The 14,547-nt window shown below is 71.0% G+C and carries 11 protein-coding genes; 4 read left to right on the top strand and 7 right to left on the bottom strand.

What is annotated here, in order from left to right:
* Positions 1-47: 47 nt before the first annotated feature.
* Positions 48-1,616 (bottom strand): molybdopterin-dependent oxidoreductase, encoded by a 1,569-nt coding sequence (locus L8M95_RS08900; protein WP_260485794.1) that lies wholly within the window; start codon positions 1,614-1,616, stop codon positions 48-50.
* A 225-nt stretch (positions 1,617-1,841) separates the two neighbouring features.
* Between L8M95_RS08900 and L8M95_RS08895 the strand changes: the two genes are divergently transcribed.
* Positions 1,842-2,519 (top strand): fasciclin domain-containing protein, encoded by a 678-nt coding sequence (locus L8M95_RS08895; protein WP_260485793.1) that lies wholly within the window; start codon positions 1,842-1,844, stop codon positions 2,517-2,519.
* 172 nt (positions 2,520-2,691) lie between these two features.
* On the opposite strand, the gene L8M95_RS08890 is transcribed toward L8M95_RS08895, so the two are convergent.
* From L8M95_RS08890 to L8M95_RS08880, 3 genes are read right to left on the bottom strand one after another with little or no spacing between them, the layout of a single operon-like run.
* Positions 2,692-4,503: an acyl-CoA dehydrogenase gene (locus L8M95_RS08890; RefSeq protein ID WP_260485792.1), complete on the bottom strand. Its 1,812-nt coding sequence runs from the start codon at positions 4,501-4,503 to the stop codon at positions 2,692-2,694.
* Between the two features lie 36 nt (positions 4,504-4,539).
* Positions 4,540-5,457, bottom strand: coding sequence for an SDR family NAD(P)-dependent oxidoreductase (locus tag L8M95_RS08885; protein ID WP_260485791.1), 918 nt, complete (start codon positions 5,455-5,457; stop codon positions 4,540-4,542).
* A gap of 9 nt (positions 5,458-5,466) precedes the next feature.
* Positions 5,467-7,281 (bottom strand): penicillin-binding transpeptidase domain-containing protein, encoded by a 1,815-nt coding sequence (locus tag L8M95_RS08880; protein ID WP_260485790.1) that lies wholly within the window; start codon positions 7,279-7,281, stop codon positions 5,467-5,469.
* Between the two features lie 219 nt (positions 7,282-7,500).
* Between L8M95_RS08880 and L8M95_RS08875 the strand changes: the two genes are divergently transcribed.
* Positions 7,501-8,004: a DUF4112 domain-containing protein gene (locus L8M95_RS08875; RefSeq protein ID WP_260485789.1), complete on the top strand. Its 504-nt coding sequence runs from the start codon at positions 7,501-7,503 to the stop codon at positions 8,002-8,004.
* Between the two features lie 57 nt (positions 8,005-8,061).
* On the opposite strand, the gene L8M95_RS08870 is transcribed toward L8M95_RS08875, so the two are convergent.
* Both L8M95_RS08870 and L8M95_RS08865 read right to left on the bottom strand, forming a co-directional pair.
* The gene (locus L8M95_RS08870) at positions 8,062-9,165 is read right to left on the bottom strand and encodes a hemolysin family protein (RefSeq protein ID WP_260485788.1); all 1,104 of its coding nucleotides are present in this window, start codon (positions 9,163-9,165) and stop codon (positions 8,062-8,064) included.
* Positions 9,162-10,523, bottom strand: coding sequence for a hemolysin family protein (locus L8M95_RS08865; RefSeq protein WP_260489107.1), 1,362 nt, complete (start codon positions 10,521-10,523; stop codon positions 9,162-9,164). The genes L8M95_RS08870 and L8M95_RS08865 overlap by 4 nt, the downstream gene beginning before the upstream one ends.
* A gap of 224 nt (positions 10,524-10,747) precedes the next feature.
* On the opposite strand from L8M95_RS08865, the gene L8M95_RS08860 reads away from it, so the two are divergent.
* A complete protein-coding gene (locus L8M95_RS08860) occupies positions 10,748-12,223 on the top strand; it encodes a peptide MFS transporter (protein ID WP_260489106.1) in 1,476 nt (491 codons plus the stop codon).
* A gap of 166 nt (positions 12,224-12,389) precedes the next feature.
* On the opposite strand, the gene L8M95_RS08855 is transcribed toward L8M95_RS08860, so the two are convergent.
* Complete coding sequence (locus L8M95_RS08855) at positions 12,390-13,652, bottom strand: Ig-like domain-containing protein (protein ID WP_260489105.1); 1,263 nt, start codon at positions 13,650-13,652, stop codon at positions 12,390-12,392.
* Between the two features lie 230 nt (positions 13,653-13,882).
* Between L8M95_RS08855 and L8M95_RS08850 the strand changes: the two genes are divergently transcribed.
* Positions 13,883-14,545: an NAD(P)H-binding protein gene (locus tag L8M95_RS08850; protein ID WP_260489104.1), complete on the top strand. Its 663-nt coding sequence runs from the start codon at positions 13,883-13,885 to the stop codon at positions 14,543-14,545.
* The last annotated feature ends 2 nt before the right edge of the window (positions 14,546-14,547 follow it).

Genomic DNA, 14,547 nt, shown 5'->3' with positions numbered 1-14,547 from the left:
CGGGTCGCGTGACGGTCGTGTCCCCGGTCTGCGGAGGTCCATGAGGGTCATGCCGCCACCACCCGGAACGTCCGGCTGTGCCATCCGGTGGCGCCGCTCGGGACGGGGGCCCGGCGTTCCTCGGGCTGCACCCGGCCGGTCGAGTCCGTCGCCCGGACGTGGAGGGTGTGCAGGCCGGGTTCGGCGTCCCAGGTCCACGACCACATCCGCCAGGTGTCGGCCGAGTACTCCTCTGCCAGACGGGCATCGCGCCACGGGCCGTCGTCGACCCGGACCTCGACCCGCTCGACGCCACGACGCTGTGCCCACGCGGTGCCCGCCACCACGACCGGCCCGGGAGACAACTCGGCCAGGGGCGCGGGGCGGTCGATGCGGCTGGCCGTCCGGATCGGGCCCTTCTCGGCCCAGCCACGATCCGTCCAGTACGCACTGGCCCGGTCGAAGCGGGTGACCTCCCAGTCCACGACCCACTTGGTCGCCGAGACGTACCCGTAGAGCCCGGGGACGACCTGCCGGACCGGGTACCCGTGTTCGAAGGGCAGCGGTTCGCCGTTCATCCCCACCGCCAACAGGGCGTCACGCCCGTCGGTCAGGGCGTCCAGAGGGGTGCCGGCGGTCCAACCGTCGACCGACGTCGACAGCAGCATGTCGGCCCCGGGCAGCGGCCCGGCCTCGGCCAGCAGGTCAGCGATGGAGAAGCCGGTCCAGCTCGCGGTACCGACCAGGTCGCCCCCGACCTCGTTGGATACGCAGGTCATGGTGACGATCCGCTCCCGGGCCTCGCGCTCGACCAGCGACTGCCAGTCGAGCTCGATCTCGCGCTCCACCATCCCGTGGATGCGCAGCCGCCAGTCGGAGGTGCTCAGCGAGGGGACACGCAGCGCGGTGTCGATCCGGTAGAACTCGTCGTTGTCGGTGAGGAACGGGGTCACGCCGGGCACGTCCGGAGCGACTCCCGGCGGGACGGCCGGTGCCGCGTTGCGGGCGAGGACACGGGGGAGGCGAAGCCCTGTCCGCTCGGCCACCGCCTCGGCGGCGCGGCGGGTCAGGGCGATCCCCGTGGTCCCGGCCGCCACCATGACGGCAGCGGCGGACCCGGCCAGGATGAGGAAGCGTCGGCGGTCGGGGTCACGCCGCGTCCCCGTCCCCCGGGCGGCGTCCTCATCCGCCGCGGGGAACAGGGCGCCGATCATCGCCCGCAGCGCGAGGACGGCGACGACGGTGCCGGCCACCGTCGGGAGCGCCCACAGCGGTCCCGCTGTCGGCCGGGACACCGCCGCGACGGTCCCGATGAGTCCGAAGAGGACGAGCACGATCGTGCCGGCGGGACGCCCCCGGCGCTCGACGAGGCCCACCACCACGCCCGTCACGACGAGGATCGCGGCCAGCCCGGCCATGAGCGCGGGCTTGTCAGCGGTGCCGAGGGCGTCGATGGTCACCTCGCGCACGGCCGCCGGCGCGCGGTCGACCACAGAGTCGGCCACCGCGAGGAACGGTGACGACCCGGGGGCCACGACTCCGGCGACGGCATGACCCACCGCGACGGCGAGACCGGTCGCGAGAAGGCCCGCTCCGGCTCTGGCCGCGTGGCGGGATCGGGGTTGTGGAGTGTTCACGTCCTTGATTCGGAGCCGGTGCCCGATCGGACGGCCCGGCGGGTCTGCACGGTCAGTATCTGTGCCCGCGAGACGCCATCGTGACGGGCGGCGGCAGACGGCTGCGGCCGGCGGCTCGAAAAAAATTCCGGGCCGGACCCATCCGGATCGCGGGGTGCGGCGAAGCACTGGTGACCCACCGCACAGAGCCCCACACCACAGGGGCTCCACCGAAAGGACAGCACAATGGGCATCACGATCTCCCGCCGCGTCGCCTCGATCGCCGCAGCCGCCGCGGTCTCCGGACTCGTCCTCGCCGGCTGCTCGACCGATGACGGAAGCGACACCGAGACCACCGCCGAGGGCACCGCCAGCTCCATGATGAGCACCACCGCCTCCTCCGAGACCTCGTCCATGGCGGCCGAGCCGGCCGGCATGCTCGTCGGCCCCGGTTGCGCGGACTACGCCGAGGCCAACCCGGAGGGCCCGGGCTCGGTCGACGGCATGGCAATGGAGCCGGTCGCCACGGCCGCCTCCAACAACCCGCTCCTGACGACCCTCACCGCCGCCGTGTCCGGCGGGGTCAACCCGGACGTCAACCTCGTCGACACCCTCAACAACGGCGAGTACACCGTCTTCGCCCCCGTCGATGACGCGTTCGCGCAGATCGACGACGCGACCATGGAGGCGCTCAAGACCGACGCCGACCTGCTCACCGGCATCCTGACCTACCACGTCGTGGAGGGCCAGATCACGCCCGACGAGATCGCCGGGATGCAGACCACGCTCAACGGTGCTGACGTCGACGTGACCGGTTCCGGGGACGAGCTCATGGTCAACGGTGCCAACGTGGTCTGCGGTGGCGTCGAGACCGCCAACGCCACCGTCTACCTCATCGACCAGGTCCTCATCCCCGAGGAGTGATCTGATCGATCGCCGCGGACGGGTGCCCTGAACTCCCGCCCATCCGGTGAGGTCGACGAGACGAGACGAGGCCCGGGCCGACGCGAGAGCGCCGGCCCGGGCCTCGTCGTATGGCGGCCCGGGCCTTGAGGGCTGCCCGTCCGGGCCGCAGCGAGTTCTGGCCGCCGCGGGGTCAGAACCAGTGGTCGCGCATGTCCAGCGTCGTCCGGTCCGCCGCGGCCAGCAGGTCGAACTTCGCGTCCACGATCGGCAGTTCGCGGCGCAGGAAGTACTCCGCGGTCTTGAGCTTGCCCGAGGCGAAGGCGTCGTCCTCGTCACCGGTGCGCGCGCCCAGTGCCATCACCTGCTCGACCCAGATCCAGGCGATCACCACGTGCCCCGCGGCCTCGAGGTATTCGGACGCGTCGGCGAGGAACGCCACCGGATCCGTGGCGCCCACCTCCGCGAGCATGGTGGTGACCTCGATGAGGCGGGTGACACGCGGACGTAGTGCGGCGGCCATGTCCGCGGCGGGCCCGCCCGCCGCGGCGGCCCGGTCACACGCCTGAGTGATGCGTCCGGTGAGCGCGGCCAGCCCGGCGCCGCCGCCGGCCATGACCTTGCGTCCCAGCAGGTCCTGGCCCTGGATGCCGTGCGTGCCCTCGTGGATCGGGTTGAGACGGTTGTCGCGGTAGTGCTGTTCCACGTCGTAGTCGATGGTGTACCCGGCCCCGCCGAGCACCTGCACCGCGAGCTCGTTGGCCTTGAGGCACCACTGCGAGGGCCACGACTTGGCGATCGGGGTGAGGACGTCGAGCAGCATCTTCGCGGCCGCCGACTCCTCCGGGGATCCGGTCTTCTCGTCGTCGACCAGTCGCGCGCAGTACAGCCCCAGGGCGAGGGCGCCCTCCACGTACGATTTCTGCGCCAGCAGCATGCGGCGCACGTCCGCGTGGCCGGTGAGCATGACCTGTGGCGACGACGGGTCCGCCCCGACCTGCCGGCCCTGGGGCCGGTTCCGGGCGTAGTCCAGCGACTTGAGGTACCCGGTGTAGCCGATGGCGGTCGCGCCGAGGCCCACGCCGAGGCGGGCCTCGTTCATCATGGTGAACATCTTCTTGAGGCCGGTGTTCTCCTCGCCGACGAGGTACCCGACTGCGCCCGCCCGTCCGCCGGGCGTGTGCATGCCCTGGCCGAGCGTGGGCATGGTGTTGACCGTGCCGCGGAAGCCCATCTTGTGGTTGAGGCCGGTGATGACGATGTCGTTGCGCTCGCCGATCGTGCCGTCGTCGGAGACCAGGAACTTCGGCACCACGAACAGGCTGATGCCGCGGGTGCCCGCGGGGGACCCGGGGACCTTCGCCAGGACCAGGTGCACGATGTTCTCGGCCATCTGGTGCTCGCCGCCGGAGATCCACATCTTCTGTCCGAACAGTCGGTACGTGCCGTCGGGCTGCGGCTCGGCCCTGGTGGTGATGTCGGCGAGGTTGGACCCGGCCTGCGGCTCGGACAGGCACATCGTCCCGGTGAAGCGGCCCTCGATCATCGGCTTGACGTACCGCTCGATCTGCTCGTCGGAGCCGTGTTCGATGAGCAGGTTCGCGTTGCCGGTGGTGAGCAGCGGGTAGGCCGCGGTGGAGATGTTCGCGGCGTAGAACCAGGCCATGCACGCCAGGTAGGCGGTGTAGGGCAGCTGCATCCCGCCGACCCGCTCGTCCATCGCCGCGCCCACGAGGTCGGCCTCGGCGAACTTCGCCAGCGCCTCGCCGATCTCGGGGATGAGTTCCACCTCCTCGCCGACCAACCGGGGCTCGGTGAGGTCGGCCTTGCGGAAGTGGGGCGCGAAGTACTTCTCGGCCAGCTCGGCGGACAGGTCCACCACGGAGTCGATCGTCTCGCGCGAGTGCTCCGCGTACCGCTCCCGGTCGCACAGTTCGGCCACGCGGAGCCAGTCGTGCAGGAGGAAGTCGAGGTCGGCGCGGGAAAGCAGGTGCGAGGGGGTCATGCCCCGCAGGGTACTAGCGCGCGCCGCTCCCGGTGTTCACGCGCCCGTCGCGCCCGTCCCGCCGGTGGCGCGGGCGAACTTCTGGCCCATCCCGAGCATGGTCTTGGCGTAGGCGGCGGGCAGGAACCGCTTGGCGCGGTAGGACTTCCGGGCGTCGGGGTCGGGGAGGATGAGGAACTGCTTGGCGTCCAGGCCCGTCATCACCTCGGCGGCGATCTCGTCGGCGCCCCGCTCGGAACGATCGATGAGCTTGCTCGCGAACCCGCTGGCGGCGGGGTCGGAGGCGTTGAGGCTCGAGGCGAGGTTGGTGCGGAAGAAGGACGGGCACAGCACCGACACGTCCACGCCGAACGGCTCGAGTTCCCACCGCAGGCTCTCGGAGATCGCCACGACCGCCGCCTTGACCGCCGTGTAGGAGGACATGGTGGGCGGGTGGACGAGACCGGCGAGCGAGGCGGTGTTCACCAGGTGCCCGCTGCCCTGCGTCTTGAACATCGGGACGAAGGTGCGGCATCCTCGGGCGACGCCGAGCAGGTTGATGTCGACGATCTGCCGCCAGTCGTCCTCGGTGAGCATCTCGATGCGGCCGCCCTGGGCGATGCCGGCGTTGTTGACCAGCACGTCCAGGCCGCCCCAGATCTTCTCGACCTCGGCGCGGGCGGCCTGCCACTCGTCCTCCGAGCGCACGTCGAGCCGCAGGTAGTGGGCGTCGGCGGGCACGGAGTCGGGGCGGTCGTCGGTGGGGGCGAGGTCGGCGACGATCACCCGGTCACCGCGCTCGAGGAACGCCGTCGCCAGGGCCAGGCCGAGGCCGGAGGCGCCTCCGGTGACCAGGACGCGTCGGTGGGTGTCGGCGGGGGACGGCGACGACGACGCGAACGGCAGCCGGTCCAGGCCGGGCAGCGGCAGGGCCGACAGGGGGAGATCGGGCAGGGTGACCTTGGGCAGGCGCATGTGCTGAAACTACCGAGCCGCCAGCGGTGCCGGTTGTCCGACACCCCCGAGGAAGTCGGCGGCCATCTCCACCGCCGGGCCGGAGGAGTCGGCGCCCTCGATGAGAACCGCCACCGCGATGTCCCCTGTGAAGCCCACGAACCAGCCGTGCGATGGCCCGCTGCCCACCTCGGCGGTGCCGGTCTTGCCGCCGAGTCCGGGCACGGACCTCGCGGCCGTCGCGGTGCCCGACTGCACGGTCTGCACCATGTAGCGGCGCAGGGTGTCGACCACGGCCGGGTCGAGCGGCTCGGGGGAGTCGTCGGCGACCGCGGGCATCCCGTCGATGAGCTGCGGCAGGATCATCCGGCCTCCGTTCGCGAGCGAGGCCGTCATCACCGCCATGCCGAACGGGCTGGCCAGTACCTCGCCCTGCCCGATCGACGCCTCGACTCGACCCGGGCCCTGCTCGGTGACGGGCACCTCACCGGTGTAGGTGCTCAGTCCCGGGGTGAAGAACCCGACGCCGAGGCCCAGCCTGGCGGCGGTGTCCTTCATCGCCCCGGGTTCCAGGCGGTCGCTGATGACGGCCTGGGTGGTGTTGCACGAGCGGGCGAAGGCCGTCTCCATGGGGACGGGGCCCAGCTCGAAGTCGTCGTCGTTGGGGATCGTCCGGCCCGAGACGGTGACCGACGCCGGGCACGGCACGATCTCGTCGGGGCCCACGACCCCGGCGGAGAGCGCGGCGGCGGTGGTGACCACCTTGAACGTGGACCCCGGCGGGAAGCGGCCCTCGAGGGACACCGGTCCCTGCCGGTCGGCGGCGGAGTTCTGGGCCACCGCCAGTACGCCGCCGGTCGAGGGTTGGATCGCCACGATCGACGCGGCCAACCCGCTGCCGTCGACGGCCCGCTGCGCCTCGCGTTGCATCGAGATCTGGACCGTCGAGACCAGGTCGTCGACGTCCCCGGCCGGGGCGCCGCCGAGCTCGATCGGCTCGGCGCCGGGGTTGACGATCTGCGCCGACCAGCCACCCTCCGCCTGCAGCGCCTCGGTCCAGGCGTTCGGCAGGCCGTCGAGAGCGGGGGAGTCCAGGTCGCGGTCGGTGCGGATGAGCTGGCCCTGCTCGGGCAGGCTCACACCGGGTACCGCGGCGAGCTGGTCGCGGATCGGGTCGGCGTCCGCCGGGCGCAGCGCCACGACCTGGTACGGCTGGTCGCCGGCCTCGGCCATCCCGTCTCGGATCGTCTGCCCGGTGATCGTCGGTGCGGCCCCGCTCACCAGTGCGGCGACAGCATCCGCCGAGCCGACCGCGTCCGGTGCGAGCGTCACCGCCGTGACGGGCGTCCACTGCATGAGCGGCTCGCCGGTCCGGTCGAGGATGTCGGTGTCCCAGTCGAGTTCCTCGGCGAACGTGAGCCGGCCCCCCTCCGCCAGCCGGGTGTCGAGCACCGTCGGCGCCCACTGCACCTTCCACTGGTCGCCCACCTCGGTCGTCCGCACCTCGCCGCGGGTGGTCACGCTGCGGGTCCCGGCGTCGGCCGGCTCGTCCCGGTCGCCGCCGGCGGTGCCCATGTCCCACGTGATCTCCACCGTCACCGGGTCGCGGTCGGGACGCCCGTCGTCGCCGGTGGTGGCCGCGGAGATCCCGGGCAGCCCCATCCCCTCGACGCTCGCGATGATGGTCTCCTCCGCGGCGGCCGGGTCGGTGGTCAGCGCGGCCGCGCCCGCCACGTCGCCGCGGGTGAGTGCGGCCAGGAACTGGTCCACCTCGTCGGCACCGGTGTCACCGGTGAGGGCGGCGCACCCCGACCCCACCACGACGACGGCGAGGGCCGCCGCCACGAGGCCTCCGGCGCGACGATTCCGGCGCCGGGATGTGCGGATCCCGCGGTGGGGCCGCGGTGGGCGGGGAGACGGCTGACGGAGGGGCGTGGGCGTCATCTCTCAACGAAACCAGATCCCTGGCCCGGGCGCACAGGGAGCGCGCCGGGTCCGCCCACACGCACTGTCCCGGGCCCGGTCACGGTGGCGACGACCCGCCCGGGCCGTAGGCTCGGGGCCGTGAAACCCGACCGCCCCGGGCCCGCCCCGGTACCCGCCGGACGCACGGGAGCGTCGCCGATCACCACCGGGCTCGCGCGCGTGCTCGACGACCTCGTCCGCATCCCCGGCACCCGCCACCGCGTGGGTCTGGACCCGGTGATCGGGCTGGTCCCGGTGGTCGGCGACGCGGTGGGCACGGTGTTCGCGGCGGCCGTGTTCGCCGAGGCGGTGCGCAACAGGGTGCCCGTGCGGATCCTCTTCCGGATGGGCTGGAACTACCTGGTCGACGCGGCGCTCGGGCTGATCCCCTTCGTCGGGGACGTGGCCGACGCCGCCCACAAGGCCACGTCCAAGAACCTGCGGCTGGTCGACCGCACCATCGCCGACGGCAAGCGCGTCGACGCCGACGCCCGCGGTTACCTGCTGCGGGCGGTCGGCGCCGTCGGACTCATGCTCCTCATGCTGCTCGGAATGGCCGGCCTGGCGCTGTGGGGCCTGATCCGGCTCATCGGAGTGATCTGACCCGCGCCTGATCTGCCCTGCGCCGATCTACCCTGCGCCGATTCACCCTGCGCCGATCTACCCCGAGGCGACGGGCAGGAGGCGCCGGACGACGTCGTCCAGGGTGAGGACGCCGCGGACCTCGGAGACGTGGGTCCCCGGGTGCCCGCCGGATTGTTCGACGACGACGAGGTGGGCCCGTGCATCGCGCATCCGGCGGAACGCTTCGGCGACCGTCAGATCGTGCTCGAGCGACAGGCTCGACCGCATGAGTTCCCGGGCGGTGGCCGGCCCCTCCACGTCGATGGCATCCCGCGCGTGGACCACGCCGACCGCGGTCTCGTTCTCGAGGACCAGCAGCCGCAGGTGGCCCGTGCGGCGGGCGGTGTCGCGGATCTCCTCCGGGGTGGCGTCCACGCCGACCGAGGACATCTCCTCCGGCCTGGCGGGCGTGTCGACCCCGCGCTCCCCGAGCAGGTCGCCCACGGTGAGTTCCTGGAGCTCGAGAGCGCTGAGCAGCTGGCGCTGATGGGTGTCGTCGAGGGTCCCCGCCTCGCCGGAGTGTCGGACGAGCTCGCGCAACGAGTCGGCGTCCTGACCTGCGGAGACCTCGTCCCGCGACTCCACCCCCAGCCGGTGCAGGATGGAGTTGGCCATGGCGTTGAGGGCGACCAGCAGCGGCCGGGTGATCCACAGGAACGCCCGCATCGGCAGCGCCAACAGGGTGGCCGAGTACTCGGGATGCGTGATCGACCACGACTTCGGGGCCATCTCGCCCACCACGAGGTGCAGGAACGTCACGATGATCAGCGCGAGGATGAACGCGATGACGTCGGCGGTCCACAGCGGCAGGCCCCAGCCGGAGAAGACCGGGGTGAGCCAGTGGTGCAGGGCCGGCTTGGTGATCGAACCCAGCGCCAGCGCGCAGAGCGTGATGCCCAGCTGCGCTCCTGCCAGCAGGAGGGTGAGTTCGGAGGCGTTGCGCAGGGCCGCCCTGGCGGCCCTGCTGGTGGCGGCGGCGTCCTCCAGGCGGTGGCGCCGCGCGGAGATGAGGGAGAACTCGACGGCCACGAAGAACGCGGACGCGGCGATGAGCAGGACGGTCGCGGCCAGGACCACCCAGGGATTGCTCATGAGTCCTGACTGGGCCTCGGCGGCGAGCAGGGTCGTGGTGGGGGTCATCGAGTGGCCTCCTCGACCACGATGTGCAGCTCGGCGGGGACGCGGCGCTCGACACGGCGGACCTCGGTCCGCAGGATGCGGTCGGCCGAGACCTCCTCCAGGATGTCGGTGTCCGGCAGCGGGATGTCGACCCGGTCGCCGACGTCCGGCAGGTCACCGAGCGTCTCGACGACCAATCCGCCGAGGGTCTCGGCGTCGACCTCGGGGAGCGTGATGTCGAGCAGGCGCTCGACCTCGTCCAGGTGGGTGTCGCCGCCCAGCACCCAGCCCAGCCCCTCGCTGATCGGGACGTCGGCGGCGGCCTGCGGGTCGTGCTCGTCGGCGATCTCCCCGACGATCTCCTCGGCCATGTCCTCCATGGTCACGACCCCGGCGAACCCGCCGTACTCGTCGACGACCACGGCCATCTCGGCCTTCTGTTCGCTCAGCCGGGCGGCCACCTCGGGCAGCGGCAGGGACGTGGGCACGACGATCGGGGCCCGCATGACCTCCGACACCAGGGTCAGGGAGGTGTCGCGATCGTCGTCGCACATCACCAGCAGGTCGTGCAGGTCGACGATCCCGATGACGTCATCGGAGTCCTCGCCGACCACGGGGTAGCGGGTGTGGCCGGTGGCCATCTTCGACAGCACGTCCGGGACGGAGTCCTCGCCGCGCACCACGTCGGTACGGGAGCGCGGGATCATCGCGTGCTCGGCCGGCTGCCCGGGGAAGTCGAGCATGCGGTCCAACAGGCGGCTGAGCTCGGGGGAGAGCTCGCCGGTCTCGCTGGACTCGTGGACGATGTGCTCGAGGTCGCGGGCGGTGGCGGAGTGTTCCTTGTCGTGCACCGGTTCGATGCCGACGGCCCGGAGCAGGGCCTCGGACGCCTTGTCGAACAGGCCGATGAGCCAGCCGAACAGGGCCAGGTAGACCGTGGTCGATCGTGCCAGCCAGCGGGCGACGGGCTCCGGCTTGGCGATCGCCAGGTTCTTGGGCACGAGCTCGCCGAAGAGCATCTGAACAATGGTCGAGAACAGCAGGGCCAGGACCGTGCCGACGCCCACGCCGATGGCCTGGGGCACCGAGGCCAGGCCGAGCAGCTCGCCCAGTGCCCGTCCGATGAGCGGCTCGGCGACGTAACCGACGATCAGGGTGGTGACGGTGATGCCCAGCTGCGCGCCGGACAACATGAACGAGGTCCGTTTGGTGACCCCGAGGACGCGGTCGGCGACGGGGTCGCCCTTCTCCGCAGCAGCCCCCATCCGCGAACGATCAACGGCCATGAAGGCGAATTCCTGCGCCACGAAATAACCCGTGAGCGCGGTGATGGCCAGGACGACGATGACGCCGACCAGGAGTGAGAGCGCGATGCTCATCCGGTGTTCCCCCTTCGATGAAGGGGGCTGATAGATCGGGCCGGGGTGTCGGCTCGGCTCACTGGAGGTGCTCCTGCGCTTCTCGATTATGCCCGGAGCCGGTCGCCCGGGCTGATCTCTCCGATTCTCCCGCTCGCCGCGCCAGTTGTCGACTCCCACCCCTGGCGGGCGGCCCGGGCGGCACGGTTTTGTCTCTCCGGAAAGGAGGAGTATCACTGACTGACATGACAACTCGGAATGCCGAGGTGGCTCTCGCCGATTCGGACCGCAGGTTCTTCGGCCACCCACTCGGATTGGCGAACCTGTCGGGGATCGAACTGTGGGAGCGGTTCAGTTTCTACGGCATGCAGGGCCTGTTGGCCTACTACATCTACTACGCGGTCGGTGACGGCGGACTCGGCTACTCCGAGCAGATCGCCACCTCGATCGTCGGCGCGTACGGCGGTCTGGTCTACGCGTCCGCCATCCTGGGCGGGTGGGTTTCCGACCGCCTCTTCGGTGCCGAACGCACGCTGTTCGGGGCGGCCGTGATGATCATGCTCGGTCACCTGTCGCTGGCGCTCGTCCCGGGTCCGTTCGGCCTGGGCGTCGGCCTGATCTTCGTCGGCGTGGGCGCCGGCACCCTCAAGGCCACCACCTCCACGGTGGTCGGCGACATGTACCGCCGGACCGACGACCGGCGGGACGCCGCGTTCTCGATCTACTACATGGCGGTCAACATCGGCGGTCTGACCGGCCCGTTGGTCACCGGGGCCCTGTGGGACACCCGGGGCTTCCACTGGGGCTTCGGTGCCGCGGCCGCGGGCATGTTCGTCGGACTCGTCCAGTACGTCCTCATGCGCGGTTCCACCCTCCGGGGCATCGGTGCGACCGCCCCCGACCCGCTGCCGCGCCCGCAGCGCGTGCGTTACCTGGTGATCGGCCTCGTCGTCGTCGCGGCCGTCGCAGTGGCGTTCGGCACCGGGTTGGTCCCGTTGGAGTGGCTGGCCAACATCGTCACCGCCGTCGCAGCGATCGGCGCGGTGGCACTGTTCGCGCTGCTCATCGGCAGCGCCAAGACGCTGCCCGACGAGCGTCGTCGGGTGATCTCCTTCATCCCGATGTTCGTGGCGTCGGTGGCGTTCTGGGCACTGTTCCAGCAGCAGTTCACGGTGATCGCGATCTATTCGGACCAGCGGCTGGACCGCAATCTGGGCGGGTGGGAGATGCCGGCGAGCTGGGTGCAGTCCATCAACCCGCTGTTCATCATCATCTTCGCGGCCGTGTTCGCGGCGATGTGGGTCAAGCTCGGTGACCGTCAGCCGTCCAGCCCGATGAAGTTCGCGCTGGCGAACCTCATCATGGGCGTGGCCTACCTGGTCTTCCTGTTCTTCGTGGGCAGTGCCGCGACCCCGTTGCTGGGCATCGTCGGCATCCTGTTCCTGTTCACGATGGCCGAGCTGCTTCTGTCGCCGGTCGGTCAGTCCCTGGCCACCAAGCTGGCGCCCGAGGCGTTCAAGACGCAGATGGTCGCGCTGTTCTTCCTCACCGTCTCGATCGGCAGCGCGCTGTCCGGCGTGCTCGCCGGGTACTACGACCCCACCGACGCCGGAGCCGAGCGCTCCTACTTCCTCATCCTGGGCATCGCCTCGATCGTGGTGGCGGCCGTGGTGGCCGCACTCGCGCCATGGATCAGGAAGAACATGATGGGCGTTCGCTGACCTAGCCCCCAGATAACAAGAGACAAGAAGATCCGCTATCCGGATTCCGGATCGGCTACTCCATTCGGGAGCGCCGATCAGGAGTCCGGATAGCGGATTTCGTAGGCCGCGTAGGCCTCGTAGGCCGCGTGGGATGCGTGGGCCGCGTGGGCCGCGTGGGGGGACGTCAGTCGGCGGAGCCGGACTGCCAGACCTCCCACGGAACGGACCAGTCACCGTTCTGCCACACCTCGAGTTGCGGCCCGCCGGTGCCCTTCACCTCGACGACGTCACCGGTCACGGCCTGGTCGAAATACCACTTCGCGTCCGCGGGGGACAGGTTGAGGCACCCGTGCGAGGTGTTGGTGTTGCCCTGCGCCCACATCGACGATTCGAGCGCGTGGAAGTAGATGCCGTCGTTCGTCAGGCGCACGCCGTGGTCGACGGTCACCTTGTACCCGGCGGACAGCGGCAGGCCGTAGGTCGAGGAATCCATCACCACGGAGCTGGCCTTGTCCAACACGGTGTAGTTCCCGGGCTGGGTCCAGAAATGCATGGTCACGTTGCCGTAGGTGGCCCATCCGCCCTTGCCCATCGAGGTGGGCATGACCTTGACGGGCTTCTGGTTGTGGAACACCGTGACGGTCTTGGTGGTGTCATCGGCGATCGCCACGCGACGGTCGCCGATCGTGAAGTCGGCCTCCGTGCTCGCGCCACCCCACTGGCCACCGCCGAGGTCGCGGCCCTCGACGTCGAGTGCGACCCGGACGCGCGTCCCGGGCTCGTAGTAGTCGCGGGGCCGCCAGTGCGCGGTCGAGTCGTTCAGCCAGAACCAGTTCCCCTCGACCGCGGGGGTCGTCGTGACCTTCATGTACTTCTCAGCCTCGGCGCGATCGCTGATCGGTTGGTCGAACCGGGCCGCGACGATGATGCCGACGCCGTACTCCCGGTCCGACTCGAGGGCGGCCCCACCGGTGGTGACGAGGCTGGGCGTGACGACGGCCTGCGGGCTGGCCATGGTGAACGTGCGGGTGTCGGTCCTGCTGCCGCCCACCGGTCCCTCATAGGTGATCTCGAGCGTGTAGGTACGCCCGTATCCCAGGGTGACGGACGGTTCCCAGTGCGACCCGTCGCGGGCGAGCTCGCCCTCGATCTCCTTCCCGGCATCGTTGGTGAGCAGGGCGTTCGTGATGGTCCCGTTCTCCACCGTGGCCCGGACACCGTCCACCACGGCGACCTCCGTCGCCCCGTCGGCCGGGGTCACCTTTAGCGTGGCGGGGGCGGGTACCCGGGACGCCGGCGTCGTGGGGGTCGTCTCCCCGGCGGAGCCGCTGGGCACGGGGACGGTGCATCCGGCGACGACGAGAATCAGGGCGAGAAGTGCGGCGATCAGGGCGAGGGGGCCCGGTACCGCCGAACGCGGGAAGGTTCCAGACCTGGGCAGCGACATGCAGAACTCCGAAAGAACGAGCGTGGGGGCGCCGGTGAGTCCCGGCTTATGTCCACATGATGCACTCCGGGTCTGACACGGGGCCAATCGGAAACGCTACGCAGCCCCAGTCGTTGTGGAGTTGTGATCGCCGGGAGGGCCCCGCCAGACACTCGGTGTGACCTCCGTCTCGCTGGCGTCGTCCTGCGTGAGCGGAGGCGCCACCGGTGCCGGACGCGTACAACGGACACATGAGTATCGACAAACCTGTGACCATCATCGGCGGCCACGGCAAGGTCGGCCTCCGTGCCGCCAAGATCCTCTCCGAGGCGGGGGCCGAGGTGTTCTCGGTGATCCGGAACCCCGACCACGCCGACGAGATCCGCGCTGCGGGCGCGACCCCGGTCGTCGCGGACGTGGAGTCGCTCGACGTCGACGGTCTCCGCGAGGTCGTGCGGGGCAGCGGCGCCGTGGTCTGGTCCGCCGGGGCCGGCGGCGGGAACCCCGACCGTACCTACGCGGTGGACCGCGACGCCGCGATCCGCTCGGTGGACGCGAGCGTCGCCGAGGGCGTCGAGCGGTACGTGATGGTCTCCTACGACGGCGCCGGTCCCGAGCACGGCGTCCCGGAGGACAACGCCTTCTTCCCGTACGCCGAGGCCAAGGCCGCCGCGGACGCCCACCTGCGCGACGCCGACCTGGGGTGGACCATCCTCGGGCCGGGCGCACTGACCGACGAGCCCGGTGGCGAGAGCATCGGGGTGGGCGAGGACAAGCGCGATGACCGCGCGACCAGCAGGGACTCGGTGGCCGCTGTCATCGCGGCGGTCCTGCGCCGCCCGGACACCGCCCGACGCACCATCGAGTTCTCGGACGGTGAGATCCCCGTCGGTGAGGCGCTGACGAGGGAGTGATC

The sequence above is a fragment of the Dietzia sp. B32 genome, from assembly GCF_024732245.1.
In the GTDB taxonomy this organism is placed as follows: domain Bacteria; phylum Actinomycetota; class Actinomycetes; order Mycobacteriales; family Mycobacteriaceae; genus Dietzia.
Note: the sequence above shows the minus strand (reverse complement) of the source record. Positions and strands in the feature narration are given on the sequence as shown.

What these genes read in the sequence shown, in the direction of transcription:
- L8M95_RS08885 (WP_260485791.1), bottom strand. Translation starts at nt 5,457, where the DNA reads ATGCGCCTGCCCAAGGTCACCCTGCCCGATCTCCCCCTGTCGGCCCTG.
- L8M95_RS08890 (WP_260485792.1), bottom strand. Translation starts at nt 4,503, where the DNA reads ATGACCCCCTCGCACCTGCTTTCCCGCGCCGACCTCGACTTCCTCCTG.
- L8M95_RS08870 (WP_260485788.1), bottom strand. Translation starts at nt 9,165, where the DNA reads ATGACCCCCACCACGACCCTGCTCGCCGCCGAGGCCCAGTCAGGACTC.
- L8M95_RS08865 (WP_260489107.1), bottom strand. Translation starts at nt 10,523, where the DNA reads ATGAGCATCGCGCTCTCACTCCTGGTCGGCGTCATCGTCGTCCTGGCC.
- L8M95_RS08895 (WP_260485793.1), top strand. Translation starts at nt 1,842, where the DNA reads ATGGGCATCACGATCTCCCGCCGCGTCGCCTCGATCGCCGCAGCCGCC.
- L8M95_RS08860 (WP_260489106.1), top strand. Translation starts at nt 10,748, where the DNA reads ATGACAACTCGGAATGCCGAGGTGGCTCTCGCCGATTCGGACCGCAGG.
- L8M95_RS08850 (WP_260489104.1), top strand. Translation starts at nt 13,883, where the DNA reads ATGAGTATCGACAAACCTGTGACCATCATCGGCGGCCACGGCAAGGTC.
- L8M95_RS08855 (WP_260489105.1), bottom strand. Translation starts at nt 13,652, where the DNA reads ATGTCGCTGCCCAGGTCTGGAACCTTCCCGCGTTCGGCGGTACCGGGC.